Genomic DNA, 25,904 nt, shown 5'->3' with positions numbered 1-25,904 from the left:
GGACCGATGAAGACGACCCAGGGGGCGCTGGCCGTGCTGGCCGGGCTGGGGCTGTGGCTCGCCGCCGGGCCCGCGGGCGCGGTGGACGCGTGCACGCGCAGGTGTGACGGCGACGAGGTCGCCTTCGACGAGACCTGCACGAAGATAGCGAAGGCGGGCGCGGCCCTGGCGAAGTGCCAGAAGCTCGTCGCGGACACGAAGAAGAAGTGCCTGGAGGGCTGCGAGGCCGCGGCGAAGGCGCCTGAGCCTCCGTCCAAGGTGCCGGCGCCCGCTCCGGGGACCGGGGGTGGGAAATGAAGGCCGGGTTCCTCGCGAGAGCGCGCGGTCAGGCGATGGTGGAGTACTCGGCCATCACCGCCGCGCTGCTGGGCTTCACCGTGCTGGGCTGGCCGTTCCTGGTGCAGCTCATCAACGGCCTGCAGCGGTACTTCCAGGGCATCTACTACATCATCCAGTCGCCCATTCCCTGACGGAGTGGGCGACGTGGAAGTGCGGTGACTACGGCTTCACGGTGGTGACGAACTCCGCCTTGCCGCCGGCCACCTTCAGCACCACGGCCTCCTTCACCGCGTCGCGATTCGCGTCGAGCGTGATTCGGCCGGAGATGCCCGGGAAGTCCTTCGTCGCGGCAATCGCGTCGCGCAGGGCCGGGCCGCTCGTATCCGGCGCGCGCTTCATGGCCTCAATCGCCACCTGGGCCGCGTCGTACGCCAGCACGCCCACGCTGTCCGGCACGCTGCCGTAGGCCTGCTTGTACTTCGCCAGGAACTGCTGGAGCTTGGGGTCCGGGTTGTCCGGCGAGTAGTGGTTGGAGAAGTAGCTCCCCTCCAGTGCGGAGCCACCCAGCTCGTACAGCTTGTCGGAGTCCCAGCCGTCACCGCCCAGCAGCGGCACCTTCAGCCCCACCTCACGCGCCTGCCGCGCGATGATGCCCACGTCCGTGTAGTACCCCGGCACGAAGACGGCCTCGGGCTTGAGCTGCTTGAGCGCCGTGAGCTGCGCGCGGAAGTCCGTGTCGCCCTTCGAGTAGCTCTCGTCCCCCACCACCTTGCCGCCGAACGCCGTGAACTTCTCGGTGAACACGTCCGCCAGCCCCATGGAGAACGCGCTCTTGTTGTCGCGCAGCATCGCCACCTTCGACAGCTTCAGGTTCTCCCGGGCGAACTTCGCCATCACCAGGCCCTGGAACGGGTCGATGAAGCAGACGCGGAAGATGTAGTCGCCCTTCTTCGTCACCTCGGGGCTGGTGGAGGTGGGCGTAATCATCGGCACCTTCGCCGCCTGCGCCTTCTCCGCCATGGCCATGGACACCGAGGACGCCGCCTCGCCCAGGATGACCACCACCTTGTCCTGGGTGATGAGCCGCGTCACCGCCTGGGCCCCCTCCTCCGGGCGGCCCTGGCTGTCGTACACGCGCACGGCCAGCTTCTTGCCCTTCACCCCACCCGCCGCGTTGGCCTCGTTGATGGCCATTTCGATGCCGTTGCGCGCGGAGATGCCGAACGTCGCCTCCGAGCCCGTCAGGCTGCCCACCTCACCCAGCAGGATGGTGTTCGCATCCACCGGGGCCGGGCCGGGCGCCTGGGCCCCGGCGCTCTGTCCGTCCGGCGCGGGCTGCGCGGGCGCGGGCGTGGACTTCTTCTCGCAGGCCACCGCGGCCAGGGCCAGGGTGGCGAGCAGCATCAGGGGACGGCGCATCGTGAGGGCTCCTCCGGGGGACGGGCCTGCCACCCTAGCCCTCTCCTACCTGCCCTCCAACCAGCGGCTCCCGGGCAGTGCTCCAAAATGCAATGTGGACTGAACTGGTCCACATTACATATGACGCCCCCGGGAGCCCCGGGGTCCCCGCAGGAATCCGACCCGGAGAGGAGACACCCGCACCCATGCTTCGGATGAGCAAGATGACCGACTACGGCATCGTGCTGATGACCGAGCTGGCTCGCGCGGAGGGTGACACGCGCACCACTCGCGAGCTGGCGGCGCGCACGCGCGTGCCATTGCCCTCGGCCAGCAAGGTGCTCAAGAGCCTGCTCCAGGCGGGCCTCGTGGTGTCCCACCGCGGCGCCAACGGCGGCTATGGCCTGGCCCGCCCGCCGGCCGAGCTCACCCTGGCGGAGCTCGTCACCGCGCTGGAAGGCCCCGTCGCCCTCACCGAGTGCGGCGTCCACACCACGGGCGGCGCCCCCTGCGAGCTGGAGTCCGTGTGCCACGTGCGCGGCCACTGGCGCCTCATCAACACCGCCATTCAAGACGCGCTGGGCCGGCTGACACTGGCGGACCTCGTCGCCCCCGCGCCCCGCATCCCCGAGCGCCTGGTGGGCCTGGGCATGCCGTCGCGGCCCGCGGCCCCGGCCAGCGCCGCGCCCCCTGCTTCCGCTTCCGCCACAGGAGTCCGTTCATGAGCACCGACACCCTCCAGGAATTGACTCGCCGCCCGTACGAGGCCGGCTTCGTCACCGAGGTGGAGTCGGACACCTTCCCCCCGGGGCTGAGCGAGGACGTCATCCGCCAGCTGTCCGAGAAGAAGGGCGAGCCCGCCTTCATGCTCGAGTGGCGCCTCAAGGCCTTCCGCCACTGGCTCACCATGCGTGAGCCGGACTGGCAGGCCGTGAAGTACAACCCCATCGACTACCAGGCCATCCGCTACTACTCGGCGCCGAAGCAGAAGCCGAAGAAGGGCAGCCTGGACGAGGTCGACCCGGAAATCCTCCGCACCTACGAGAAGCTCGGCATCCCGCTGCACGAGCAGAAGCTGATGCAGAACGTCGCGGTGGACGCCGTCTTCGACTCGGTGTCCGTGGCCACCACGTTCAAGGACAAGCTCGCCAAGGCGGGCGTCATCTTCTGCTCGTTCTCCGAGGCAGTGCGCGAGCACCCGGAGCTGGTGAAGAAGTACCTGGGCTCGGTGGTGCCGTACTCGGACAACTTCTTCGCGGCGCTCAACTCGGCGGTGTTCAGCGACGGCTCGTTCGTCTACGTGCCGAAGGGCGTGCGCTGCCCCATGGAGCTGTCCACGTACTTCCGCATCAACGCGGCGGAGACGGGCCAGTTCGAGCGCACCCTCATCGTCGCGGACGAGGGCGCCATCGTGAGCTACCTGGAGGGCTGCACCGCGCCCCAGCGCGACACCAACCAATTGCACGCGGCGGTGGTGGAGCTCGTGGCGCTGGACGGCGCCAACATCAAGTACTCCACGGTGCAGAACTGGTACCCCGGCGACGCCGAGGGGCGGGGCGGCATCTACAACTTCGTCACCAAGCGCGGGATTGCGCACCGTGGGTCCAAGATTTCGTGGACGCAGGTGGAGACGGGCTCGGCGATTACGTGGAAGTACCCGAGCGTCATCCTCAAGGGCGATGACTCGGTGGGCGAGTTCTACTCGGTGGCGCTCACCAACAACCTGCAGCAGGCGGACACCGGCACGAAGATGGTGCACATCGGGAAGAACACCCGCAGCACCATCGTGTCCAAGGGCATCTCCGCGGGGCGCGGGCAGAACACGTACCGCGGGCTGGTGAAGGTGCTGAAGAGCGCGGAGAACGCGCGCAACTACACGCAGTGCGACTCGTTGCTCCTCGGCGACAAGTGCGGCGCCCACACGGTGCCGTACATCGAAGTGAAGAACGCGTCCGCGCAGGTGGAGCACGAGGCGTCCACGTCGAAGATTGGCGAGGACCAGCTCTTCTACTGCCGGCAGCGCGGCATCTCCCAGGAGGACGCGGTGTCGATGATCGTCAACGGCTTCTGCCGCCAGGTGTTCAAGGAGCTCCCGATGGAGTTCGCGGTGGAAGCGCAGAAGCTGCTCGGGGTGAGCCTCGAGGGGAGTGTGGGGTAGGTCATGGCATTGCTGACGGTTCGCAATCTGCACGCCCGCGTGGCGGGCAAGGACATCCTCAAGGGCATCGACCTGGAGGTGCGCCCCGGAGAGGTGCACGCCATCATGGGCCCCAACGGCTCCGGGAAGAGCACCCTGGCCAGCGTGCTCGCGGGCCGTGACGGCTACGAAGTCACCCAGGGCGAGGTGCTGTTCGACGGCAAGCCGCTGCTGGGGCTGTCGCCCGAGGAGCGCGCCACGTCGGGTGTCTTCCTCGCCTTCCAGTACCCGGTGGAGATTCCAGGCGTGGGCAACCTGCACTTCCTGCGCACCGCGCTCAACGCGCAGCGCCGGGTGCGGGGGCTGGAGGAGCTGGACGCGATGGACTTCCTCCAGCTCGCCAGGGAGAAGTCGAAGCTGGTGCAGCTCGACGCGGCCTTCATGAACCGCTCGGTCAACGAGGGGTTCTCCGGCGGCGAGAAGAAGCGGAACGAAATCTTCCAGATGGCGGTGCTGGAGCCGCGCCTGGCGATTCTCGACGAGACGGACTCGGGCCTGGACATCGACGCGCTGCGCACGGTGGCGGGCGGCGTGAATGCGCTGCGCTCGCCGGAGCGCGGCATGGTGCTGATTACGCACTACCAGCGGCTGCTGGACTACATCGTCCCGGACAAGGTGCACGTCATGGCGGCGGGCCGCATCATCCGCTCGGGCGGGCGCGAGCTGGCGCTGGAGCTGGAGGAGAAGGGCTACGGCTGGCTGGGCCTGCAGGACGGCAAGGCGGGCGCACCGAAGGGCGGGGAGGCGCGGCGATGACGCCGGCCCTGGCGCACTACCTGGACGTGGCTTCGCGCCTCCATGCGGCGGATGCGTCCGCGCCGGCGTGGCTGAAGCGCGTGCGCGCCGAGGGACTGGCGCAGCTGGAGCGGCAGGGACTGCCGACGAATCGCGACGAGGCGTGGAAGTACACCCGGCTGGCGCCCCTCGCGGAAGGAATGTTCATTCCGGCCGCCGATGCGCGCGGCCCGGGGGCACTGTCGGCGATGGTGGAGCGGCTCGGACTGCCGGGCCCTCGGCTCGTCTTCGTGGACGGGCGGCTGGCGCCGGAACTGTCGTCGGTGGCCGGGCTGCCGCGCGGGCTGACGCTGAAGCCGCTGCGGGACGCGCTGCGCGAGGACGGTGACTTGCTGGAGTCCGTGCTGGGCCAGCGGGCCCTGTCCGGTGACTCAGCGCTCACCGCGCTCAACGCGGCCCTGCTGGAGGACGGCGCGCTCTTGCGGCTGGCCCCGGGCACGGTGAGCGAGGTGCCGGTGCAGCTCCTCTTCCTCACGCGTGGAGACTCGCCAGTGCTGGCGAGCCCGCGCATCCTGGTGCTCGCGGGTGAGAGCAGCGAGGCGACGCTGGTGGAGACGTACGCGGGCGTCGGCGCTGGCGCCACCTTCACCAACGCGGTGACGGAGGTGACGCTGGAGGACAACGCCAGCCTGCACCACTACAAGCTCCAGGCGGAGGCGGACACGGCGGTGCACGTGAGCGGGCTGCACGTGCGGCAGGGGCGGGACAGCCGCTTCGCGTCGCATGCCTTCTCCTTCGGCGGCGCGCTGTCTCGCAACGAGGTGCACTCGGCCTTCGCGGGCGAGGGCGGAGACGCCACGCTCAATGGTCTCTACGTGGGCCGGGGCACGCAGCACCTGGACAACCGCACGGCGCTGGACCACGCGGTGCCCCGCTGCACCAGCCGCGAGCTGTACAAGGGCGTGCTGGACGACAAGTCGCGCGGCACGTTCCACGGGCTCATCCGGGTGCGGCCGGACGCGCAGCGCACGGACTCGCGGCAACAGAACCGCAACCTGCTCCTGTCCGAGTCGGCGCAGGCGGACGCACGGCCCCAATTGGAAATCCTGGCGGACGACGTGAAGTGCGCGCACGGCGCGGCGGTGGGGCGGCTGGACGCGGGGGCGCTGTTCTACCTGCGCTCGCGCGGCATTCCCCAGGCCGAGGCCGAGCGGTTGCTCACGTATGCCTTTGCCCGCGAGGTGGTGGACGCGGTGCCGGCGGGGCCGGTGCGGGACAGTGTGGAGGGCCTGCTGGCCCTGAAGCTGCCGGGCGCGGCCCGGCGTGAGGTGCGGGCATGAGCGGTTTCGACGTGCAGAAGGTTCGCGCCGACTTCCCCATCCTCCGGCAGGAGGTGCGGGGCCGGCCGCTGGTGTACCTGGACAGCGCGGCCACCTCGCAGAAGCCTCAGTCGGTCATCGACTCCATCGTCCGCTTCTACCAGCACGACAACGCCAACGTGCACCGTGGCGTCCACGTGCTCTCCGAGCGCGCCACCGAGGCCTACGAGGGCGCGCGCGAGACGGTGCGCCGCTTCATCAACGCCCGCGACGCGAAGGAAATCATCTTCGTGCGCGGCACCACCGAGGCCATCAACCTGGTGGCGCAGACGTACGGCCGCAAGCACCTGGGCCGGGGGGATGAAGTCCTCATCACGCACATCGAGCACCACGCCAACATCGTCCCCTGGCGGATGTTGTGCGAGCAGACCGGCGCCGTGCTGAAGGTCATCCCGGTGGATGAGCGTGGCGAATTGAAGCTGGACGCGGTGGACGCGCTGATGACGGAGCGCACGCGCATCCTCGCGGTGACGCACGTGTCCAACGCGCTGGGCACGGTGGTGCCGGTGAAGGAGCTCACTCGCCGGGCGCACGCGAAGGGCATCCCCGTGCTGGTGGACGGGGCGCAGGCGGTGACGCACTTCCCGGTGGACGTGCAGGACCTGGGCTGCGACTTCTACGCCTTCAGCGGGCACAAGATGTTCGGCCCCACGGGCATCGGCGTGCTGTACGGCCGCCTGGAGCGCCTGGAGCCGTTGCCTCCGTACCAGGGCGGCGGGGACATGATCCTCTCCGTCACCATGGAGAAGGTGACCTACAACCGGGTGCCGCACCGCTTCGAGGCCGGCACGCCAGACCTGGCGGGCGCGGTGGGGCTCGCGGCGGCCATCGAGTACCTGGAGGCGCTGGGGATGGCGAACGTCGCGGCGCACGACCAGGAACTGCTGGCGTACGCAACGAAGGCGCTGGAGTCGGTGCCGGGGCTGCGCATCGTCGGCACCGCGCGCGAGAAGTCGGCCGTGCTGTCGTTCCTCCTCGAGGACATCCACCCGCACGACGTGGGGACGATTCTGGACCGCGAGGGCATCTGCATCCGCACGGGGCACCACTGCGCGCAGCCGGTGATGCAGTACTTCAAGGTGCCGGCCACGTCGCGGGCGTCGCTGGCGCTCTACAACACGACGGAGGACGTGGACGCGCTCGTCCGCGGGCTGCACAAGGTGCTGGAGGTGTTCAAGTGAGCTCGGACCTGTCGGACCTCTATCAAGAGGTCGTCCTGGAGCACTCCAAGCGGCCGCGCAACTACCGCGTGGTGGAGGGTCACAACCGCGAGGCGGCGGGGCACAACCCGCTGTGTGGCGACCAGCTCTCGGTGACGCTGAAGGTGGAGGGCGACGTCATCCGCGACATCGGCTTCCAGGGGCAGGGCTGCGCGATTTCCAAGGCGTCCGCGTCGCTGATGACGGGGGCGGTGAAGGACAAGACGCGCGCGGAAGCCGAGGCCCTCTTCGAGCGGGTGCACAAGCTGGTGACGGAGGGGCCGGAGGGCGTGGACGTGGACGCGCTGGGGAAGCTGGCGGTGCTGTCCGGAGTGAGCGAGTTCCCGGCCCGGGTGAAGTGCGCGAGCCTCGCGTGGCACACGCTGCGCGCGGCGCTGGAGGGACGCGGCGAGGCCGTGTCCACGGAGTAGGGAAGGGATGAGCACCATGAGAGGAATGACCGCGGTGCTGGGGCAGGACGTGTCCGCCACCATCATCCCCAGTGGAGACCGGGTGATGCTGCCGGCGGGCGCGGAGCTGCGGGTGATGCAGACGCTCGGCGGCAACATCACCGTGCAGGACCCGTACGGCCAGCTCTTCCGCATCGACGAGAAGGACGGCGGCGCGCTCGGCGAGGAGTACGCGCCGAAGGAGAAGGCCGCCGCGGACGACGGCACCTTCAACGAGGAGCAGGTCTGGGAGCAGCTGCGCACGGTGTATGACCCGGAGATTCCGGTGAACATCGTGGAGCTGGGCCTGGTGTACGCGTGCAAGGCGGAGCCGCTGCCGGAGGGTGGGCAGCGCGTGGACATCCAGATGACGCTGACGGCGCCCGGCTGCGGCATGGGCCCGGTGCTGGTGGACGACGTGCGCCAGAAGGTGTCCTCCGTGCCCGGCGTGAAGGAAGCCAACATCGACCTGGTGTGGGACCCGCCGTGGAGCCAGGACCGCATGACGGACGTGGCGAAGCTTCAGCTCGGTTGGATGTGACGGCCCAGGCCCGGTGGTGCCGGGCCTTTGCCGCTGTCCGCGTCAGCGCAGTGCCGCCAGCCTTCGCGCGCCCACGCCGAGCGCCGCCGTGGCCAGGCTCCCCGCGAGCAGCTTCGGCCACCGCTTCCGGGGCGCCTCGACGTGGGCCGGGACGCGTGCCGCCACCTCCGGCATCTTCTCCGCGAACAGCTCCACCATGCCGTTGAGGAACGCGAGCATGTGCTGCGGGCTCGGACTGGATACCCAGTTGCGGTCTCGGATGGCGGGCGCGTCCACCCACTCTCCCCCTGCGTTCTTCACGTCGTCCCGGATGCCCGGCCACGAGGCGACCTTGCGTCCCTCGATGAGGCCCGCGGACACCAGCAGCCACGGGCCGTGGCAGATGATGGCCATGGGCAAATCCAGCGTGTCCGCGTCGCGCACGAAGTCCTGCGCCAGCGCGCTCTGCCGCAGGGTGTCTGGATTCACGAGGCCGCCGGGGATGAGCACCGCGTCATAGTCCGCGGCCTTCACCTCGTGGAGCGTCGCGTCCACGTCGACCCTCTTCCCGGGGGACAGGTGGTTCATCCCCCGAATCTTCCCCGGATGGAGCGAGACAATCGTCACGTCCGCGCCCTCGCGCTCCAGCTTCTTGACGGGAAGCGTCAGCTCCACCTGCTCGAAGCCATCCGCCGCCAGCACGGCCACTCGCAGCCCCTTGAGCTTCTTCATCTCTCGCCCCTGTCATCCGGAAGGAAGGTTGTCGTTACTGACCCTGTGCATGACCGGCGGGTCCGTGAATGGAGGAGGGGGCGGGCAGGGAGGCCCTTCTCCCGCCGTCCACGCGGCTCGCGTGGCTGGGGCGTTGTGCCTCCCTGGTGGGCGTGCTACCGACCCGGCGAGCCGGTGGGAGGCCGTACACGCCAATGCGCTCCTGCCCAGCGGTTTCGGTTGATGACGCGCGGTCTCGTCCCCTCGGATGCTCCCGGAGGTCCCCGAATGTTCGCCTCGCTCTCTCCCCTTCACCGTGGCCTGCTCGCGGGCGCCGCGCTGCTCTTCGGCCCCATGGGCTGCACCAGCGTCGAGTCCACCCGGGTGAAGGAGTCCCAGCTCTCCACGAACGACAAACCCGCGGTGAAGCCGAAGTGGGGCATCGTCATCCACGGCGGAGCGGGCGTCATCGACCGGGATCACCTCTCGTCCGAGCGCGAGGCCGCGGTCCGCGCCGCGCTCACCCAGGCGCTCCAGGCTGGCCATGCCGTGCTCGCGAAGGGCGGCAGCAGCCTGGACGCGGTGGGCGCCTCCATCCGCGTGCTGGAGGACTCGCCGCTCTTCAACGCGGGCAAGGGCGCCGTCTTCAACCATGACGGCGTCAACGAATTGGACGCCGCCATCATGGACGGCAAGACGCGCATGGCCGGCGCGGTGGCGGGCCTGCGCCGCGTGAAGAATCCCATCAACCTGGCCCGGGCGGTGATGGAGAAGTCGCCGCACGTGATGATGGTGGGCGACGGCGCCGAGGCCTTCGCGAAGACGCAGGGCGTGGAATTGGTGGACCCGAAGTACTTCTACACGGAGGAGCGCTGGCAGGCGCTCCAGCGCGCACTGCAGGCCGAGCGCAGCACGCAGCCGTCGTCTTCTCTTCAGCCCGGGTTTGACCCGGTGACGGGGGACCACAAGTTCGGCACCGTGGGCGCGGTGGCGCTGGACCAGGCCGGCAACCTCGCGGCGGGCACGTCCACCGGAGGTATGACGAACAAGCGCTTCGGCCGCGTGGGCGACGCGCCCATCATCGGCGCCGGCACCTATGCCGACCCGGGCTGCGCTGTCTCCGCCACCGGCCATGGCGAGTTCTTCATCCGCTACACCGTGGCGCGCGACATCTGCGCCCGCGTGGAGTACCAGCGGCTGCCCCTGTCCGAGGCCGCCGACGTCGTCATCAACGACGTGCTGAAGAAGGTCGACGGCGAGGGCGGCGTCATCGCCATGGACAGCCAGGGCAACGTCACCACGCCCTTCAACTCCAGCGGCATGTACCGCGGCTACATCGGCGAGGACGGCGAGCCGCAGGTGGCCATCTTCAAGGACGGACCGTCGCCCATCGAAGCGAAGTAGGAATCCGCGCGCCCCGCTTTCACGAAAAGGCCTCGGCCGTGTCTGAAGCGGCATGCGCTTCTTCCTACTGACGTTGCTGGGGCTGACCCTCGTGGGTCGGCCCGCCTTCGCGGCTGATGGAGACCTCGGGGTGACGGTGCTCGGCACGGGGCACGCCGTGTTCGGGGACCAGGTGTGGCCGTACCAGCTCCTGCGGCTCCAGGAGCCCGGCAAGGCGGCCACGTATGCCCAGTGGTTCCCGCCCCGCCAGCCGGGCGTCTCGCCCACGATGATGCTCACGCGCCCCTACGACGGCATCTCCTGGACGGGGGAGGCGGTGGACGCGAAGTGGGCCGCGCGAGGGAACGGCATCCACCCCGACGACAGCGAGCCGCACTACCACGCGGGCTCCTCGTCCATCGCCTACGCGCTCGCCCCTCCCGACTCCATCGCGGCGGAGGCCTTCTACTACCTGTTCCACGACTTCGGAGTGCTGGCCGTCTTCGGCCGCTTCTACGCAGGCGGAGACATCCAGAACGACCGGGACGACATGCACGCGGGGATGCGCTTCCTCGCGCAGGCACCGGGCGTGGACCGCTCGCGCATCGGCATCCACGGCGGCTCGTGGGGCGGCTTCGAGGCGCTCTACGCCGCGGTGGATGCGCCGGCCGAATCCCGTCCTCGCGTGGGCGTGGCCCTCTTCCCGCTCTCCGACTTCGCGCGGGAGGTGGACTACCTCTTCAACGTCCTCCCCTCGCGGGTGACGGACCCCACGCGGCTCGGGCAGTACGCGACGTTCTTCGAGCCCTACCTGCGCCGCGTCTTCGCCACCACCGGCGGGCCTCCGGGCGGCCCGGGCACGGACTACGGCCGGTGGACGCGCGAGCACCTGGCGTCGACGTTGAGCGTTCCCTTCCTGGTGCTCCACGAGGACTGGGACACCCTCGTGCCGGTGGAGCAGACCCAGACGCTGGCGGCCCTGGCGGGGCCGCGCGTGACGCCGCTCTACTTCCAGCACTGGGACCCCGTGGATTGGAACAGCCGGGACCTCTCGCACGGCCCGCTGGTCTCCACGTACTGGAGCGTCGTCGAGACGGTGAGCCTGGGGCACCTGCTGACGGACCTGGGCCGCCCCACCCAGTTCCTCATCGTCCCCTTCACGGAGGTGACGCTGGCGACCTGGTTGTGGGACGTGCGCGTGTTGCAGTGGATTGGCAGTGACGTGCGGGCCGTGGCGCCCCTGCTCCGCGAGCTCATGGACCCGCGCGTGTTCTTGTTCGAGCCGTCCACCGGCAAGGTGGTGGGCGGCGCGGACTGGGTGACGGCGGTGGTCAACGCCCTCTGGGGGACGCAGTACACGGCCGCCCAGCTGCGCGACGTTCTCGCGGTGGGGCTGCCTCCCTGAGTCCTGTCACCCGACGCTCGCCGCCTTGCGGGCCATGCCGCCGACGACGAGGTGGTGGAAGGGCCGGATGACGTTGAAGTACACGGGCCCGGCCCAGTTCCGGTAGTGCACCAGCGTCACGACGTGGAAGCGCCGCCGCGGGCCCCCGGTGGGCTCTGGCTCCACGACGACGGCCAGCGTGGCCTCCAGGTGCTTGTCCGCCACGGCCACGACCCAGACGTGCTCCTCCTCGGCGTGGCGCACCGTGAAGAACGCGGCCGCGCTGCCCGGAGTCATCGGGATGTCCTCCGGCCGCAGGTGCTGGGGCCGGGGCAGGCCGTGCTGGCGCATCCCCAGCAGCCGCACGAAGACGGCGCGCACGCCGTACAGGGCCGTCACCCACGCCGGCTGGTACGACATCAGGCCCGCGAGGAACTCGCGCAGCGTGGCTTCCGACTCCACCGTCTTCACGTCCACGTGGTCCGCGCCCTGCGCGAAGGGGCGCAGCACCTCCGGTAGCCGGGTGGACGGTCGCGACTGGAAGAGCACCCGGAGGCCCAGCAGAACGAGGACCCACGCTCCGGTGATCATCAGCAGCGACCCGTTCGTCACTCGCATGTGCGGCCTCCGTGCCTGTCCTCGGATACGGTACCGTATTCCGATACGGTACCGTATAGAGCGGAGCCTCCGAGGGCGCGCCCTGGACGCCGGGGAAGAGGGCCGCCAGACTGGGGTCAACGATGAGACGCACTACTTCCCGCCCGCCGGAGCCCACGCCCTTCCGGAGCCTCGAGGACATCCGCAAGCGGCAACGGGGACCGGGGCTGTCAGCGGAAGACTGGGCGGATGCCGCCCTCTGGAGCCTCGCGGACGGCGTGGAGGCCCTGTCGGTGGAGCGGCTGGCCCGTGGCCTGGGCGTGACGAAGGGCGGCTTCTACTGGCACTTCAAGGACCGCGCGGACGTGCTCCAGGCCGCGCTCGCGCGCTGGGAACAACTGGCGACCACGGACACCATCCAGCGGCTGGAGTCCCTGCCGGAGCCCAGGGAGCGACTGCGCCAGTTGCTGACGCTGACGTTCGAGCCGGGGCCGCACGGGAGGATTGAGGTCGCCATCGTCGCGGGTGCCGCCGCGGACCCGCGCATCCAGCCGGTCCTCGCGCGGGTGTCGCAGCGGCGCATCGACTACCTGGTGAAGCTGTACCGGGCGCTCGGCCTGCCGGCCCGCGAGGCGCGCAACTGGGCCCTGCAGGCGTATTCCACGTACGTGGGCCTCCTGCACCTCGCCATCGCCAGCCCGGAGACGCTGAGCTCGAGCCGCGCCCGCGCCGACTACGTCCAGCACGTGGCCCGGACGCTGATGCCGGCGTGAGGCGGGTGCGGAAACGACAACGGGCCCCGACACGTGCGGTGTCAGGGCCCGTTCGGTGCTGAGCGACTCCCGGGAGAAGACCTGCCACCCCCGGTGTGAGCGGCCGGCCCTCGCTCAGTGGCGGCCGTGGCCGCGGCCGCGCGAGTTGCCACCGGGAGACGCGGAGTGGCTGTTCGAGCCGTGTGAGCGGGACTCGCCCCAGCGGCTGGAGCCCCGGCTCCGGGAGCCGTTGTCGTGGCTCCGGTAGCTGCTGTCGTGGCTCCGGTAGCCATAGTCCCGGCTCCGGTAGCCGCTGTCGTGGCTCCGGTAGCCATGGTCCCGGTTCCGGTAGACGTAGTTGCGGCTCCGGTAGCCGTAGTCACGCACCCGGTAGCCGTGGTGGTACGCCGGGTAGCGGTGCCACGTGTAGCGGTAGCCGTGGGGGGAACCCCAGCTCGTGCGGACGCTCACGTAGGGGTAGACGGGGACCGTCACCCGGACCGAGCCGCGGACGGCCCAGCCGCCCCACGAGAAATACCAGGACGGGCCCCGGGGGACCCAGCGGGGCGAGACGTAGACCAGGCCGGCGCGGGGCGGCTCCACCCACATTCCCGCCACCCACTCCCAGTTGTCACCCTCCCAGTACCAGTAGCCCGGCGTCCACGTGAGGTTCTCGGCGGGCGCCGGCGGCGGCTCCTCCATCTGGGGCGCGGGCGGCGCCTGGGTGGTGGTCAGCGCTTCGCCGGAGGGCTCGACGGGAATCTCCACCATGTTCGAGTCCGGCCGCGCCCAGCCCCCGGACACCCAGCGCCAGCCCTGGCTGTCCTGCTCCCAGTAGCCGTTGATGAACCGGTAGCCCGGCATCGCGGCCACCCACGAGCCGTTGACGTAGCGCCACTCGTTGCCATCCCAGTCCCAGTGGCCGGAGGCCCACACCGCGCCCGCATAGGGCCGGGCCGAGGGCCGCTCATCGGGCATTTCGGGAGGGGCGGTGGGCGCGGTGGGGATGTCGTCCTCCTCCGGCGCGCCGTCGTCGTAGTCGCCCTCGTCGGACGCGTAGCGGGAATCGTCGGGGTCCTGCGCGGGAACCGGAGCCGTCTGCCCGTACACCATCGGCGCCGCCAGCACGGCCACCAGGCAGACCCAGAATCGAGGAGTCATGACGTCATCTCCGTTGGGTGCGGAACATTCTCCGCGCCAGGGGGTGAGGGGGAAACCCCGGTCCCTGGTCTGAAACAAGAGACGGCCGCCGGACGCTTCTATTCAGGCGGAACCCGAAGTGTCGCCTGCCTACTGTTGCAAGTCGGGGAAATCATAAGAAACTCCCGGCATGTACCTTGTCGCCGCCGTGGTGGGCCTGGTGGTCCTCTCGCTGCTCGTTCGCCGCGTCCTCCGTTCGCGCGGGGACCTGGTGGCCGCCATCCGGCAGGGGAATGCCGCGCGGGTGGAGGCGCTCCTTCGCAGGAAGCCGGAGGCGCTCACGGCCGCCCGCGAGTCCGTGCGCGGCCCGCTCCAGGCCGCCGCGTCCCAGGGCAGTCGCGACATCGTCGAGTTGCTGCTGGCGCGCGGGGTGGACCCGGCGGGCGTCGACGGCTGGGGGCAGAGCGCGTTGCACGTGGCGGCGCTGCACGGCCACACGGAATTGGTGCGGCGCTTCCTGGAGCTGGGGGTGGACGTGAATCAGCGGGCGAGGCGGGCCACCTCGGACAAGGTGCCGGCCCGGCCGGGTGCCACCGGCCTGCACTTCGCCTGCGGCGCCGGGCAGCTCGCCGCGCTGGAGGTGCTGCTGGAGAAGGGCGCCGCCTGGGACGCGGTGGACGAGCGGGACCTCACGGGACTGCACGAGGTGGCCGCCCGCTCCGGCTCGGTCGAGGTGGCGCGGCGGCTGCTGGAGCTGGGCTGCGCGGTGGATGCGCTGGACTGCCTGGGGCAGACGCCGCTGATGCTGGCGCTGGCCTACAAGCGCACCGCGCTGGCGTCGCTGCTGGTGGCCCACGGCGCCAGCCCTCATGCCCGGGGCCGCTGGAGTTCACCCCGCTGCACCTGGCGGCGCTGCGCGGCCTGGAGGACCTGGTGTCCGCGCTGCTGGCCGCGGGGGCGAATCCGCTCGCCACGAATGACCTGGGGCAGAAGCCCGTGGACGTGGCCCGCGCCGAGGGGCACGCGGCCGTCGCGTCCCTCCTGGAGGAGGCGGGGGCCCGGGTGACGGTGGCGTCCGTCGTCCCGGAGCCCGCCAGCCCGGAGGCGGCCGTGGCGGTGGTGGCCCCGGCACGTCCCCCGACGTCGGAAGGCTAGTCACCTCCTTCTTCTACTGCTTCACCAGCACCAGCTCGCGCGTCTGGATGAGGTCCACGTCGCCGGTGAAGCCGGAGAACTGCTCGTACTGCTTCGGCGCGACGCGGGTGCGAGGCACCCGCAGCGACTCGTTGATGGTGAGGGTGTTGCCCTCCTGCTTCTCCGCGCGGCTGAACCTGCCGAAGGGGCTGTCCACGTTGAGCGACGCCTGCGGGTCCGTCAGCTTCCAGCCGCCCGGCAGCTCCAGCGCCACCTGCGTGCGGCTGGCCTCGGTGTTGTCGATGAAGAGCGGCGTGCTGCGCGTGCTCAGCTGCACGTAGCGGCGGCCGAGCTGCGCGGGGAAGGTGAGGGGGCCCAGCGCCATCCGCTTGTCACCCTCCTGCCGGCCGAAGCGCGGCACGGTGAACTCGTAGTGCAGCACGAAGGGCGCGCCCACCTGCTCCTCGTGCTCCAGCTTCACGCCGGACAGCGACGCCCCGCCGAAGTACCGCGCCACCGCGCCCTGGAGCGCCTGGTTGCGGCTCTCCGCCGACAGCTGGCTGAAGGCCTCGGCAATCTGCGCGGCCTCGAACCCGGAATAGACCTCCTCGCCCTTGCCGGTGAGCTGCCCGTCCGCGGCCAGCTTCAGGCTCAGCCGCACCTCCTTGCCGGGCGCCTCCTTCATGGGCGGCGTCTCCACCTTCTCCAGCGGCTTGCCGGGCTCCGGCAGCAGGTACGCCTCGCGCCCGCCCATGGCCGCCTCCGGCAGCTCGCCGAAGGGGCCGAAGCGCACCGACGTGTCCACCCACACCGGCTCGCTGCCCGGCAAGTCCACGCGGAGCGCGGCGAACGGCAGGAGGCTGTCCTGCGGGAAGAGGTACGGCGCCGGGTCCGTGTTGAAGGTGCGGATGGCCACCACCCGCGCCGGAATCCCCAGCACGTCCAGCCCGGCCTTCATCACCATCAGCCGGCTGCCCCGGTCCTGCGCCACCGTGGACGACGCGGACTGGCCCAGCCCCGAGTCCCGCCCGGAGAAGCGCTGCATCGCCGCCGCGTGCAGCGCCTTCACCGCCTCCAGTCCCTGCTTGCCCTCGGCCGCCTTGCGCGCGAAGGCCTCCACCTCCGCCGTGCGCGTCCACCGGTCCTGGAACACGTCGCCGTAGACGCGCACCAGCCCGTCGTTGCCCGTGGCCCCGGCGCCCACCAGCACGAAGGGCAGGTACTCGTTGGAGGACGGCGGCGAATCCGGCTCGGCGATGAACGGCGGCACCCGGCGCGCCTCGTAGTGGAAGACCTCCACGTCGCCCTCCACCTTCGGAGCGGGCGCCTTCATCCCGTGCGCGTCCACCTTCATGCCGATGCCCTTGGGGGCCACGACGGTGTACGTCGTCCACGCGTTCGGCTGGTTGGCAATCTGGAAGTAGAACGCGGACGCGGTGAAGCCCGGCTGCGCGGGGCCACGAGGCCCCTCGGCCAGCAGGTACTCCACCTCGATGTAGTCACCCACCTGCACGCCCGGCAGGCTCACCGTGTCCTTGCCCTCGATGTTCTCCGGCTCCAGGACGCGGCCGTCCGCCTTCAGCGTGCGCAGCGCCAGCACCTGCGCGCCGCGCGGCACCGTGACTTCGGCGATGTCCTGTATGCCGGACTGCTCCAGCGCCTTCTGCACCGTGTGGATGCGGTTGACGATGCTGCCGTCCGGGTAGACGCGCACCGCCGCCGCGTCCAGCACGAAGGCCGACACGCTGCCGCTGGAGATGGGCTCCGCCTCGTACGCGCGGATGGCCTCCCGCCCGTCGATGGCCTGGTCCTGCAACACCTCGCGGCCCGTCTTCGCGCGCTCCACCGCGCGGCGCAGGGACAGGTCATCCCCCTCCATGGCCAGCGCCTTCTCACGCAGCGCCAGCGCGTCGGCCGGCTGGCCCGCGTACTCGCGCACGTCCGCCATGCGCTTCACCAGGTCCGCGTTGCGCGGCCACACCTTCGCCAGCTCGCGCAGCACCGCCGTGGCGTCGTCGTAGCGGCGCAGGGCCACGTAGAGGTTGGCCAGCGAGGTGCCGGTGCTCACGCTGGCCGGGTCCCTGGCCAGCAGGTCCACGTACAGCTTCGCCGCGGCCTCCATGTCGCCCCGGGTGCGCGCGTGCTCCGCCTGCCGCACCACCATGCCGGGGCAGCCGCGCTGCGCCTCCACCAGCGTGTCCCCGCGCTCCACCGCGTCGCGCCGGCGCGCCAGGCTGTACTGGAGGCCCAGCGCTTCGCACAGGCCCGGCTGCGCATCCAGCGCGGCCTGCAGCGACTCCTCCGCCAGCGACTCCACTTCCAGCGCCAGCGCCGCGCGCGCCCGTGTCAGCGACACGAGGTACGGGGGCGGGCCCTTCGTCGCGTCCACCGCCTTCAGCGTCTCCATCGCCGCGGCCGGCTGGCCGTCATCCAGGAAGAGGTCCGCGCGCACCAGCAGCGCGGACACGTTGCCCGCGTCCTTCGCCAGCACCGCCTCCAAATCCCGCGTGGACCGGCCGCGCGCCACCTTGGTGGGCACGGTGCGGTCCACGGCGGACAGCTCCGCGCGCAGCGCCAGCAGGGCCGGCGTGTTGGCCTCCAACGCCGCCATCAGCCGCCGCGAGCCGTCCGCGTCCCGCCCCATGCCGTCGCGCACCGCGAGCACGGTGGCGAGCAGGCCTCCCGCCTCTCCCTCCAGCGCCGCCTTCAGCGACTCCGCCGTGGGGTAGACACCCGGCGTCTCGTCGGAGGCTTCCGGCCCCTGGCCCCACGGCTGGGGCGCGGGCCCGGTGGCGGCGGTGAAGCGCACGCCGGAGGGACGCCCGTCCACGCGCAGCAGGGAGAAGGTGAGCACGCCGGAGGTGCCGGCCTTGAGCTGGCGGACGAGGAAGCGGTGCTTGCCCGCGGGCAGGTCCACCGTGCGCGCGGTGACGGTGGAGGCGGCGCGCTGCCAGCCCCGGCGCTCCAGCAGCGGCGTCCCGTCCAGCAGCACCTGGTGCGACGTGCCGCTCACCGAGCGCACCACGTACGCGCCCGGCTCCGTGACTTCCGCGTCGAAGGCCATCAGGTACAGGTCGCCCTCGCCCGGCTCGCCGCCCAGGTCCAGCCGCCCGTCCGGCGCGCGCAGCGTGCGCGGGGTGAGCGGACCGAAGGCACCGGTGAAGGGCCCCGCCAGTGAGCCCGTCTTGCGCACCGGGTCTTCTTCCTCCCACGACAGCACGTGGAAGGGGGAGAAGGGGCCCACGAGGGATGCCTCGCCCACGCCGCCCAGTTCGCGCAGCGCCGCGTCCCGCGCCTTCGCGTCGCCCCGCACCACCTGCACGGACAGGCGCGCGCCGCGCAAGAGGAACGCGGCCTCGCCCGCCGCGCCCGCCGCCAGCGCCCGGTCCACGCCCTGGAGGATGTCGTCGTCCAGCGCCTTCGACGTGCCCACCGAGTCCAGCACGTAGCGCGCGGCGAACACCGCCAGCGGGTGTTGGGGCGAGCGCGCCGCCAGTTCCAGCGCGGCCGTCAGCGCCCGGTCCGTGCGTCCCGCGCGCCGGGCCATGAGGTGCTGCCCGGCCAGTGCGTACGCGTCTCCCGCGTCCTTCGCCACGGCCGCGTCGAAGCGCTGCTGCGCCAGCGCGGTGTCACCCGCCACCAGGTACGCGTGGAAGCCCGCGAGCGCGAGCGTGCGCGCCTCGTCGGTGCCCTTCTGGGCCCGCTCGGCGGCGGACTCGAGGACGTGCGGCGTGACGGAAGAGGAGGCGCGGGGGCAACCCGTCAGGGTTGCGAGGACTGCGAGCGCGGCGAGACCGCTTCGGAAGGTGCGCATAGGAGGGCCGGAGGGATAATGCAATCCCTCGTGGGAGGCCATATTCCCCTGCGCTGGGATGTCCGTTGCGAGCGTTAAGGGCCGGCTACCGCCGCTTGCCGCCCTTGGGGGGCGCCTTGACGGGCTGCTTCCTGGGCGGCGGGGGCGGCGTCACCTTCTTGGGCGGCACCGCCTTGGCCGGTACCGTGGTGGCCGCCACCGTCCGCACCACGGGCACGGGCGGCACCGGGGCCGTCGTCCCCGGAGGAGGGGCCTGCCGCACGATATAGGTGAGCCCCTCGGCGCGGCAGGTACCCTCGATGCAGCCGAACGCGGGCACCGGCCCGCCGGAGGATCGCTCCGCCATGCCCGGGCCGCGCTCCGGCCCGTCGCCGAAGTGCTCCATCCATCCCGGCCCCAGGTCGAGCGGCTCGGCGATGGCGCGCTGGTCCTTGCCCCGGCCCAGGTACGCCTGGAGGATGCCGTCGGCGTCCACCTTGATTTCCAGCGCCGCCTCGCCCTCGGGGGAGGCCAGGCCCAGCATGGTGCCGCGGCGCTCACCGAGCGCCCACTCCAGCCGCAGCGGTTCGCCGGCGCCGTTGTGGACCAGCGCCACATAGCGGCCCTTGCTGCCCAGCAGCAGCAGCGTGGCCACCGGGTCCGGCGGGGGCCCGAAGGCCACGGCGCGCGCGCGGCGCTCCCACGTGAGAGGCGGGGTCTCGGCGCGCACGCGGGCGCTGAGCGAGGCGATGTCGCCGTCCATCCCCACCACGTCCACCCGGGCGAGGCCCATGCGCGACTGCCCGTCCTCCGGTGGGAAGACAAGCGCCTTCTCCTCGAACTCCACCGCCCGGCCGGCCACCAGCAGCGACAGCGGGTCCGGCCCGTCACCCACCGACACCGTGCGCTTCTCCTGGCCCGTTTCCAGGCGCCCCGGCCCGGTGCGCGGCGACTGGGGCCCCAGCTCCCCGGTGAGGGCCGCGCCCGGCTGCAGCTGCACGGGCCGCTCGGTGGTGCGCAGCCAGGCGACGCCCAGCACGCCGAGCGCCGCGAGCACCGTCAGCACCTCCGCCGTCTGCCGCGCGCGGCGCACCACCTTGCGCACGCCCTGGCGGAAGCGCTGCATGCGCGTCTGCTTCACCGGCAAGAGCGACGGCAGGCTGCCGGGCACCATCACTTCCAGGTCCGCGATGAGCGCCGTCACCGACGGGTAGCGGTCGTCCGGGTCCGGCTTGAGGCACCGGGTGACGATGTTGTCCAGCCGCGCGTCCAGCCCCGGCTTGCGCCGCGACGGCGGGTCGAACGTCCCCAGCGGCACCTCGCCGGTGAGCCACTCGTAGAGGATGACGCCCAGCGAGAAGATGTCCGCGCGCGCGTCCGCGTTCTTCGCGTCCACGCGCTGCTCGGGCGCCATGTACGACAGCGTGCCCATGGACACGTGCGTGGACGTGAGCGCGTAGCGCGAGGAGGGGCTCGCATCCGCGAGGAACGAGGCCAGCCCGAAGTCCGACACCTTGGCGATGCCGCCGGCCTGCTGGTCCAGCAGGATGTTCTCCGGCTTCAAGTCCCGGTGGATGACGCCGCGGCCGTGCGCGTACTCGATGGCCCGGCAGATTTCGAGCATCCGCCGCAGCGCGCCCATGACGTCCAGCTCCGGCGCGCGGATCAGCTCGCGCAGCGACGGGCCGTCCACGAACTCCATCACCAGGTAATAGGTGGTCTCCGTCTTGCCCTTGTCGACGATGGAGACGATGTGCGGGTGGCTCAGCGTGGCCAGGGCGGCGGCTTCCTTCTGGAAGCGCGCGATGAAGGCCGGGTCCTTCGCCAGCTCCGGGTTGAGCAGCTTCACGGCCACCGTGCGGCCCAGCGAGAGCTGGGTGGCCTTGTGTACCTCTCCCATGCCTCCGCTACCGACCAGCTTCTCGAGGTGGTAGCCGCTGATGAGGTCCGGAGAGCGTGGCCGGCTGATCGCGGTGGGGTCGATTGAGGACATGGCGGTGAGCGAGGGGCCGCCAGGGTAGCAGAAACGCGGGGGCGTACTATCCGCTCCTCACGGGTCGCCGGTACCCCCCCAGGCAGGCGACCTGCGCGGCCTTCAGTGTCCGGACACCGGGGTGCGGCCCACCGCCTGGCGCAGGCTGTTGCGGACCTGGTCCAGCGACGAGCGCATCTGTCCGTGGCGCACCGACGCGGCCACCGCGCGCGACAGCGACTTGAGGAGGCTGATGTCCTCCGGCCTCCAGGCGCGGGGACGCTGGCAGTCCTCGAAACCCACCACGCCCCACCACTGCTGCCGCGAGGGGTGGATGGGGCACAGCAGCACCGACTGCGTGCCCTGGCGCTCCAGCAGGTCCTTCATCATCGGCGGCGCGTCGCGGGTGGGGCAGGCCACCACCATGCCCGCCTCCAGCATGTCCACCCAGCCCGGCGCGAAGTCCCGGAAGGAGAAGGCGCGCAGCACCGGGTTGGCCAGAGGCGACGGCGTGGGCGCCTCCGCCCAGGCGTGGCGCATGTCGGTGATGAAGCGGCCGTACGTGCCGTGGACGCGGTTCTCGAAGATGTAGGCCCGGTCCACGCCGAGCGCGTGGCCCACCATGCGGAGCGCCTCGCCGCCGGTGGCCGCGCCCAGGCCCTTGTCCAGGAGCATCTTCGAGGCTTCTGACACCTTCGCGAAGGCTTCAATCATCGGAGGGGGCTTTCCAGAGTGAGGGGGGGAACAACGAGTTCCGTCACTGTCCGGAACGGGCTGTCATTCACTTAAGTCACATTAAGCAGGATTCCTTTGTTCCTGTCAAATCTCAGACTCATTGAATAACGCAATCGCGTAACGAGAAGAATGACCCGGGCGGGGTGAAAGAGACTCCCACCCTTCTCCGAGTGCGTGCTCGCGCTGACGCGTGGACCGGGTTGTCGGGGACCCAGAAAAAAGACAACGGGGGCGCCTCCCTTGGAGAGGCACCCCCGCGGCTGCTTCTGGAACTGGGAAAGCTGGAATTACTTGGTGTCGGCGGCGGTCTCGGTCTTCGGGGCCTTCTTGGTCTTCTTCGCGGGCTTGGCCTCCGGCTTCGCCTCGGCCTTGGCCTCGGCGGCGGGCGCGGGCTCGGCCTTCACCTCGGCGGCGGGAGCGGCCTCGGCGGGCTTGGCCTCGGCAGCGGCCGGCTTGGCCTCGGCGGCCGGAGCGGGGGTGTTGGCAAAGGCGGTGGCGGCGGCGAGGAGGGCGGCGGCGAACACGGTCTTCATGGAAAGCTCCGTTCGGGGGGCGACGCTGGATTGCGTCGGGTTGGTGCCTGTCCCTTGAGCAGCCGGCGTGCCAGGGCCCCGCTCAGAGTGAAGCGCGTGCGCAAGCGGCATTTCGTTGGGGAGAAACTCCACGGTTGGCGGAGCAACAGTGGGGGCCTGCTCCCCAGGCGAGCACCTGTCGCTTTGACGACACCGGAGCAGTTGAGCAAGCTGCATCCGCTACCCGGTGACATCAGGTGGCAGGCCCGGGCCTCACGCCGCGCATGTCGCGCGGCCGCGGCGCGGGAGAGACGGTGTATGCGGTACCTGCGGCTCGTGACGGCGGTGGCATGTCTGGGAGGCGGGTGTGCGCGAATCACCCCCGCGCAGCTCGAGGCCCAGGTGCTGGAAGCAGAGCGCTGGCGGCGCGAGTACGAAGCGGAGCGCGAGCGGACCGAGGCGCTGGCGGTGCGGATGGCCGCGCTGGAGTCCGCCCTGGAGCGACTGGCGCTGGAGCGCGCCGAGGCGGAGCAGGGACGCGCGGTGGTGCTGGAGGAGCTGGTGCGCACGGAGGCGGACCGGCACGCGCTGGAGGAGCACAACGCGCAGTTGCTGGCGCTGGAGCGGCAGCTCAACGAGCTGAAGGAACTGAAGGAGATGCACGAGGAGCTGTCGGACGTCTGGTACGAGTCCGCGCTGGAGCGCGCCCGCCGGCGCATGCAGCCTCCGCAGCAGTCCGGTACCTCGCCGCGGGACGGCGGCAAGACGGGCGCTCCGTAGGCTCGGTGGAAGTGAAGCACCGTGAAGGACGGGCGGGCCCCGCGCCGCGGGCGCCGCCGTGGTAGAGGAATCATCCCCCGTGAGCTCTCGCACGCCCATCCGCGGCTACCGCGCCGGCTTCTTCTTCGTGGTGGTGCTGCTGTCCGCCGTCACCTCCTTCACACTGTGGACGGAGGTGCGCACGGGTCGGCAGGTGGACGCGCTGGTGCAGGAGGCGCTGGAGCGCGCGGGCCTCATCGGCCGCATCCGCGTGGACGCGCTGTCGCTGGAGTCCGCGATTGAAGCGCACATCCGCGCCACCGACGATGCCGAGCGCGGCGCGGCGGACGCGGTGATGGAGGAAATCCTCGGCGACATCCGCGCCTCGTCGGAGGCGTACACGCGCAACCTGCCCCCGGGAGAGAAGGCGGTGTGGCATCGCTTCAACGCCGGGTGTCAGGGGCTGGCGGACCAGGTGCGCGCGGCGGCGGTGTTGTCGCAGCGGCGGGAGGCGGACCGGGCGCGGCGCCACCTGGCCGAGCGCATCCGCCCGCTGGCCGCGGAGCTGGACACGCTGGCCGGCACGCTGGCCCAGGAGAACACGGACCAGGCGCGCGAGCTGGTGGGCCGGCTCGCCGACCTGCGCGTGCGCAACACCGCCCTGGGCGCGAGCGCCACGCTGCTGGCGCTGCTCTTGTCCCTGGGAGTGGGCTGGCACATCACCTCGCTGCTCAAGCGCCAGGACGCCACGATTCAGGGGCAATTGGAGGAGCTGGGCCGGCACAACCAGGAACTGGACGCCTTCACCCGGCGCGTGGCGCACGACCTCATCTCGCCGCTGGCGCCGCTCAAGGGCTACCTCACGCTCATCCGCCGCACCGGCGCGGTGAAGGACGCGGGCGCGCTGGAGATGCTGGCGCAGTGCGAGTCCAGCGCGCTGCGCATGGGCGAGCTGATTGAGGCGCTGCTGCGCTTCTGCCGCGCGGGCACGCGGGGTGAGCGCACGGTGGGCGAGCTGGACACGGCCGTCACCACGGTGCTGCTGGAGGTGGCGCAGACGGCGGCGGCGCAGGGCGTGGCGCTGGAGCGTGACTTGTCGCCGGGCGTGGTGGTGGACTGCCCGGGGCAGTTGTTGCAGGTGGGCGCGCGCAACCTCCTGACGAACGCGGTGAAGTACACGGCGGGCCGGGCGGAGCCGAAGGTGAAGGTGCGGGTGTCCACCGAGGGCGAGGAGGCGGTGCTGGAGGTGGAGGACAACGGCATCGGCATGGCGCCGGCGACGCTGGCCTCGCTCTTCCAGCCCTTCTTCCGCGCGCCGGAGGTGCGGGCCCTGCCGGGCCATGGGCTGGGGCTCGTCACGACGAAGCGCGTGGTGGAGGCGCACGGCGGCACGCTGGTGGTGCGCTCGGAAGAGGGGAGGGGCACGCGGGTGGTGGTGCGCTTTCCCCGCGTGGTGCGCCCGGTGGCGGCGGGTGGCATCGGTGAGTCGCAGGTGGCCTCCGCCGCTTCCGGAATGCGCAAGGTCGGCACATGAGCACAGCCCGCATCCTCGTGGTGGACGATGACCCCCAGGCTCGCGACCTGCTCCAGCGGTTGCTGGGCACGCTGGGGACGGTGACGCAGGCGGCGGACCCGAAGCGCGCGGCGGAGCGGCTGGCGGAGGGGCCGTTCGACCTGGTGATGACGGACATGGCCATGCCCGAGCCGGGGGATGGCTTGAAGGTCCTGCAGGCGGTGAAGACGCACCTGCCGGACACGCCGGTCATCGTGGTGACGGCCTTCGGCAACATCGAGGGGGCGCTGGACAGCATCCAGCAGGGCGCGTTCGACTACCTGGCGAAGCCGTTCGACGTGGACGCGATTCTGCGCGTGGCGCGGCGGGCGCTGGAGCAGAAGCGACTGGTGGAGGAGAACCGCTCGCTGCGGCAGCAGGTGGAGCGCACCTCGCTGGTGCTGGTGGGGCGCAGCCCGGCGCTGCTGGAGGTGTACAAACACGTGGCGCGCGCGGCGGCGAGCCACGTGCCGGTGCTGATTACGGGCGAGACGGGGACGGGGAAGGAGATGGTGGCGCGGGCGCTGCACAAGCGCTCGCCACGCGCGGGTGGGCCGTTCATCCCGGTGGACTGCGGGGCGATTACCGAGTCGCTGATGGAGAGCGAGCTGTTCGGCCACGCGAAGGGGAGCTTCACGGGCGCCTCGGGCGCGCGGCGGGGCGTCTTCGAGGAGGCGAGCGGCGGGACGCTCTTCCTGGACGAGATTGGCGACGTGGGGATGAAGGTGCAGTCGCAGCTCCTGCGCGTCCTGCAGGAGGGCGAGATTCGCCGCGTGGGCGAGAGCATCCCGGTGAAGGTGGACGTGCGGGTGGTGGCGGCGACGAACAAGGATTTGAAGGCGCGGGTGGCGGAGGGGCACTTCCGCGAGGATTTGCTGTACCGGCTGGACGTGGTGCACCTGCACCTGCCGCCGCTGCGCGAGCGGCGCGAGGACGTGCCGGCGCTGGTGGAGCACTTCGCGGCGAGGCACGCGCGGGGTGGAGTGCGGCCGGTGGTGACGCCGGAGGCGATGACCCGGCTGACGGGCTACGACTGGCCGGGCAACGTGCGGCAGTTGGAGAACGTGGTGGCGCGGGCGCTGGCGCTGAACGTGACGGGCGTGCTCGGGCCGCAGGACTTCCCGGAGCCCATCGGTGATGCGACACAGAAGCTCACGGGGCTGGCGGGGGACATGCCGAGCCTGGCGGAGTTGTCGCGCCGGTACGCGGCACACGTGCTTCAGCACGTGGGCGGGAACAAGAGCGAGGCGGCGCGGCTGCTCGATGTGGACCGCAAGACGCTCTACAAATTGCTGGAGTCAGAGGGCGGGGCGGAGTCGTAGCC

23 protein-coding genes and 2 pseudogenes are annotated in these 25,904 nt (G+C 71.1%); 17 read left to right on the top strand and 8 right to left on the bottom strand.

The window, feature by feature from the left end; all coding sequences use genetic code 11:
* Window positions 1-6 precede the first annotated feature (6 nt).
* Window positions 7-297 (top strand): hypothetical protein, encoded by a 291-nt coding sequence (locus OV427_RS13070; protein ID WP_267856419.1) that lies wholly within the window; start codon window positions 7-9, stop codon window positions 295-297.
* Complete coding sequence (locus OV427_RS13065) at window positions 294-470, top strand: hypothetical protein (protein ID WP_267856418.1); 177 nt, start codon at window positions 294-296, stop codon at window positions 468-470. Before OV427_RS13070 ends, OV427_RS13065 begins: the two co-directional genes overlap by 4 nt.
* A gap of 28 nt (window positions 471-498) precedes the next feature.
* On the opposite strand, the gene OV427_RS13060 is transcribed toward OV427_RS13065, so the two are convergent.
* The gene (locus OV427_RS13060; RefSeq protein ID WP_267856417.1) at window positions 499-1,698 is read right to left on the bottom strand and encodes an ABC transporter substrate-binding protein; all 1,200 of its coding nucleotides are present in this window, start codon (window positions 1,696-1,698) and stop codon (window positions 499-501) included.
* Between the two features lie 185 nt (window positions 1,699-1,883).
* Here OV427_RS13060 and OV427_RS13055 point away from each other — a divergent pair, with 185 nt between their 5' ends.
* The 7 genes from OV427_RS13055 to sufT are packed head-to-tail and all read left to right on the top strand — an operon-like array spanning window position 1,884 to window position 8,177.
* Window positions 1,884-2,402, top strand: coding sequence for an SUF system Fe-S cluster assembly regulator (locus OV427_RS13055; protein WP_267856416.1), 519 nt, complete (start codon window positions 1,884-1,886; stop codon window positions 2,400-2,402).
* Window positions 2,399-3,835 (top strand): Fe-S cluster assembly protein SufB, encoded by a 1,437-nt coding sequence (gene sufB, locus OV427_RS13050; protein ID WP_267856415.1) that lies wholly within the window; start codon window positions 2,399-2,401, stop codon window positions 3,833-3,835. The genes OV427_RS13055 and sufB overlap by 4 nt, the downstream gene beginning before the upstream one ends.
* A 3-nt stretch (window positions 3,836-3,838) precedes the next feature.
* The gene (sufC, locus tag OV427_RS13045) at window positions 3,839-4,630 is read left to right on the top strand and encodes a Fe-S cluster assembly ATPase SufC (protein WP_267856414.1); all 792 of its coding nucleotides are present in this window, start codon (window positions 3,839-3,841) and stop codon (window positions 4,628-4,630) included.
* Window positions 4,627-5,949 (top strand): Fe-S cluster assembly protein SufD, encoded by a 1,323-nt coding sequence (gene sufD / locus OV427_RS13040; protein ID WP_267856413.1) that lies wholly within the window; start codon window positions 4,627-4,629, stop codon window positions 5,947-5,949. The genes sufC and sufD overlap by 4 nt, the downstream gene beginning before the upstream one ends.
* The gene (locus OV427_RS13035; RefSeq protein WP_267856412.1) at window positions 5,946-7,169 is read left to right on the top strand and encodes a cysteine desulfurase; all 1,224 of its coding nucleotides are present in this window, start codon (window positions 5,946-5,948) and stop codon (window positions 7,167-7,169) included. Before sufD ends, OV427_RS13035 begins: the two co-directional genes overlap by 4 nt.
* Window positions 7,166-7,618, top strand: coding sequence for a Fe-S cluster assembly sulfur transfer protein SufU (gene sufU / locus OV427_RS13030; RefSeq protein WP_163990745.1), 453 nt, complete (start codon window positions 7,166-7,168; stop codon window positions 7,616-7,618). The genes OV427_RS13035 and sufU overlap by 4 nt, the downstream gene beginning before the upstream one ends.
* Window positions 7,619-7,634: 16 nt before the next feature.
* The gene (gene sufT, locus OV427_RS13025) at window positions 7,635-8,177 is read left to right on the top strand and encodes a putative Fe-S cluster assembly protein SufT (protein WP_267856411.1); all 543 of its coding nucleotides are present in this window, start codon (window positions 7,635-7,637) and stop codon (window positions 8,175-8,177) included.
* 42 nt (window positions 8,178-8,219) lie between these two features.
* Here sufT and OV427_RS13020 read toward each other — a convergent pair whose 3' ends face one another.
* Entirely contained in the window at window positions 8,220-8,888 is a 669-nt protein-coding gene (locus tag OV427_RS13020; RefSeq protein WP_267856410.1) for a type 1 glutamine amidotransferase domain-containing protein, read from the bottom strand.
* 267 nt (window positions 8,889-9,155) lie between these two features.
* On the opposite strand from OV427_RS13020, the gene OV427_RS13015 reads away from it, so the two are divergent.
* Both OV427_RS13015 and OV427_RS13010 read left to right on the top strand, forming a co-directional pair.
* On the top strand, window positions 9,156-10,271 hold the full coding sequence (locus tag OV427_RS13015; protein WP_267856409.1) for an isoaspartyl peptidase/L-asparaginase family protein: 1,116 nt from the start codon (window positions 9,156-9,158) through the stop codon (window positions 10,269-10,271).
* A 52-nt stretch (window positions 10,272-10,323) separates the two neighbouring features.
* Window positions 10,324-11,655, top strand: a complete 1,332-nt coding sequence (locus OV427_RS13010) for an alpha/beta hydrolase family protein (RefSeq protein WP_267856408.1) — start codon at window positions 10,324-10,326, stop codon at window positions 11,653-11,655.
* A 6-nt stretch (window positions 11,656-11,661) separates the two neighbouring features.
* Here OV427_RS13010 and OV427_RS13005 read toward each other — a convergent pair whose 3' ends face one another.
* Entirely contained in the window at window positions 11,662-12,252 is a 591-nt protein-coding gene (locus tag OV427_RS13005; protein WP_267856407.1) for a DUF2867 domain-containing protein, read from the bottom strand.
* Window positions 12,253-12,374: 122 nt separating this feature from the next.
* On the opposite strand from OV427_RS13005, the gene OV427_RS13000 reads away from it, so the two are divergent.
* The gene (locus OV427_RS13000) at window positions 12,375-13,004 is read left to right on the top strand and encodes a TetR/AcrR family transcriptional regulator (protein WP_267856406.1); all 630 of its coding nucleotides are present in this window, start codon (window positions 12,375-12,377) and stop codon (window positions 13,002-13,004) included.
* Between the two features lie 114 nt (window positions 13,005-13,118).
* Here OV427_RS13000 and OV427_RS12995 read toward each other — a convergent pair whose 3' ends face one another.
* A complete protein-coding gene (locus tag OV427_RS12995; protein ID WP_267856405.1) occupies window positions 13,119-14,144 on the bottom strand; it encodes a hypothetical protein in 1,026 nt (341 codons plus the stop codon).
* Between the two features lie 169 nt (window positions 14,145-14,313).
* Here OV427_RS12995 and OV427_RS12990 point away from each other — a divergent pair.
* A pseudogene (locus OV427_RS12990) lies at window positions 14,314-14,991 on the top strand (ankyrin repeat domain-containing protein); the annotation flags it as partial.
* A 14-nt stretch (window positions 14,992-15,005) separates the two neighbouring features.
* Window positions 15,006-15,062, top strand: a pseudogene (locus OV427_RS50785) (hypothetical protein); the annotation flags it as partial.
* A 229-nt stretch (window positions 15,063-15,291) separates the two neighbouring features.
* Here the strand turns inward: OV427_RS50785 and OV427_RS12985 are convergent.
* From OV427_RS12985 to OV427_RS12970, 4 genes are all read right to left on the bottom strand, one after another.
* Entirely contained in the window at window positions 15,292-19,071 is a 3,780-nt protein-coding gene (locus OV427_RS12985) for a DUF3858 domain-containing protein (protein ID WP_267856403.1), read from the bottom strand.
* Window positions 19,072-19,156: 85 nt separating this feature from the next.
* Entirely contained in the window at window positions 19,157-21,043 is a 1,887-nt protein-coding gene (locus OV427_RS12980; protein WP_267856402.1) for a serine/threonine-protein kinase, read from the bottom strand.
* A 102-nt stretch (window positions 21,044-21,145) separates the two neighbouring features.
* Window positions 21,146-21,736 carry a GAF domain-containing protein gene (locus tag OV427_RS12975; RefSeq protein ID WP_267856401.1) on the bottom strand — a complete coding sequence of 197 codons (591 nt, stop codon included), beginning with the start codon at window positions 21,734-21,736 and terminating at the stop codon, window positions 21,146-21,148.
* 308 nt (window positions 21,737-22,044) lie between these two features.
* Window positions 22,045-22,290 (bottom strand): hypothetical protein, encoded by a 246-nt coding sequence (locus OV427_RS12970; RefSeq protein WP_267856400.1) that lies wholly within the window; start codon window positions 22,288-22,290, stop codon window positions 22,045-22,047.
* A 297-nt stretch (window positions 22,291-22,587) separates the two neighbouring features.
* Between OV427_RS12970 and OV427_RS12965 the strand changes: the two genes are divergently transcribed.
* From OV427_RS12965 to OV427_RS12955, 3 genes are all read left to right on the top strand, one after another.
* A complete protein-coding gene (locus OV427_RS12965; RefSeq protein ID WP_267856399.1) occupies window positions 22,588-23,049 on the top strand; it encodes a hypothetical protein in 462 nt (153 codons plus the stop codon).
* A gap of 79 nt (window positions 23,050-23,128) precedes the next feature.
* A complete protein-coding gene (locus tag OV427_RS12960; RefSeq protein ID WP_267856398.1) occupies window positions 23,129-24,562 on the top strand; it encodes an ATP-binding protein in 1,434 nt (477 codons plus the stop codon).
* Window positions 24,559-25,902 (top strand): sigma-54-dependent transcriptional regulator, encoded by a 1,344-nt coding sequence (locus tag OV427_RS12955; RefSeq protein WP_267856397.1) that lies wholly within the window; start codon window positions 24,559-24,561, stop codon window positions 25,900-25,902. The genes OV427_RS12960 and OV427_RS12955 overlap by 4 nt, the downstream gene beginning before the upstream one ends.
* Window positions 25,903-25,904: the final 2 nt, after the last annotated feature.

Origin of the sequence: Pyxidicoccus sp. MSG2 (assembly GCF_026626705.1) — a bacterium.
GTDB lineage: Bacteria > Myxococcota > Myxococcia > Myxococcales > Myxococcaceae > Myxococcus.
Note: the sequence above shows the minus strand (reverse complement) of the source record. Positions and strands in the feature narration are given on the sequence as shown.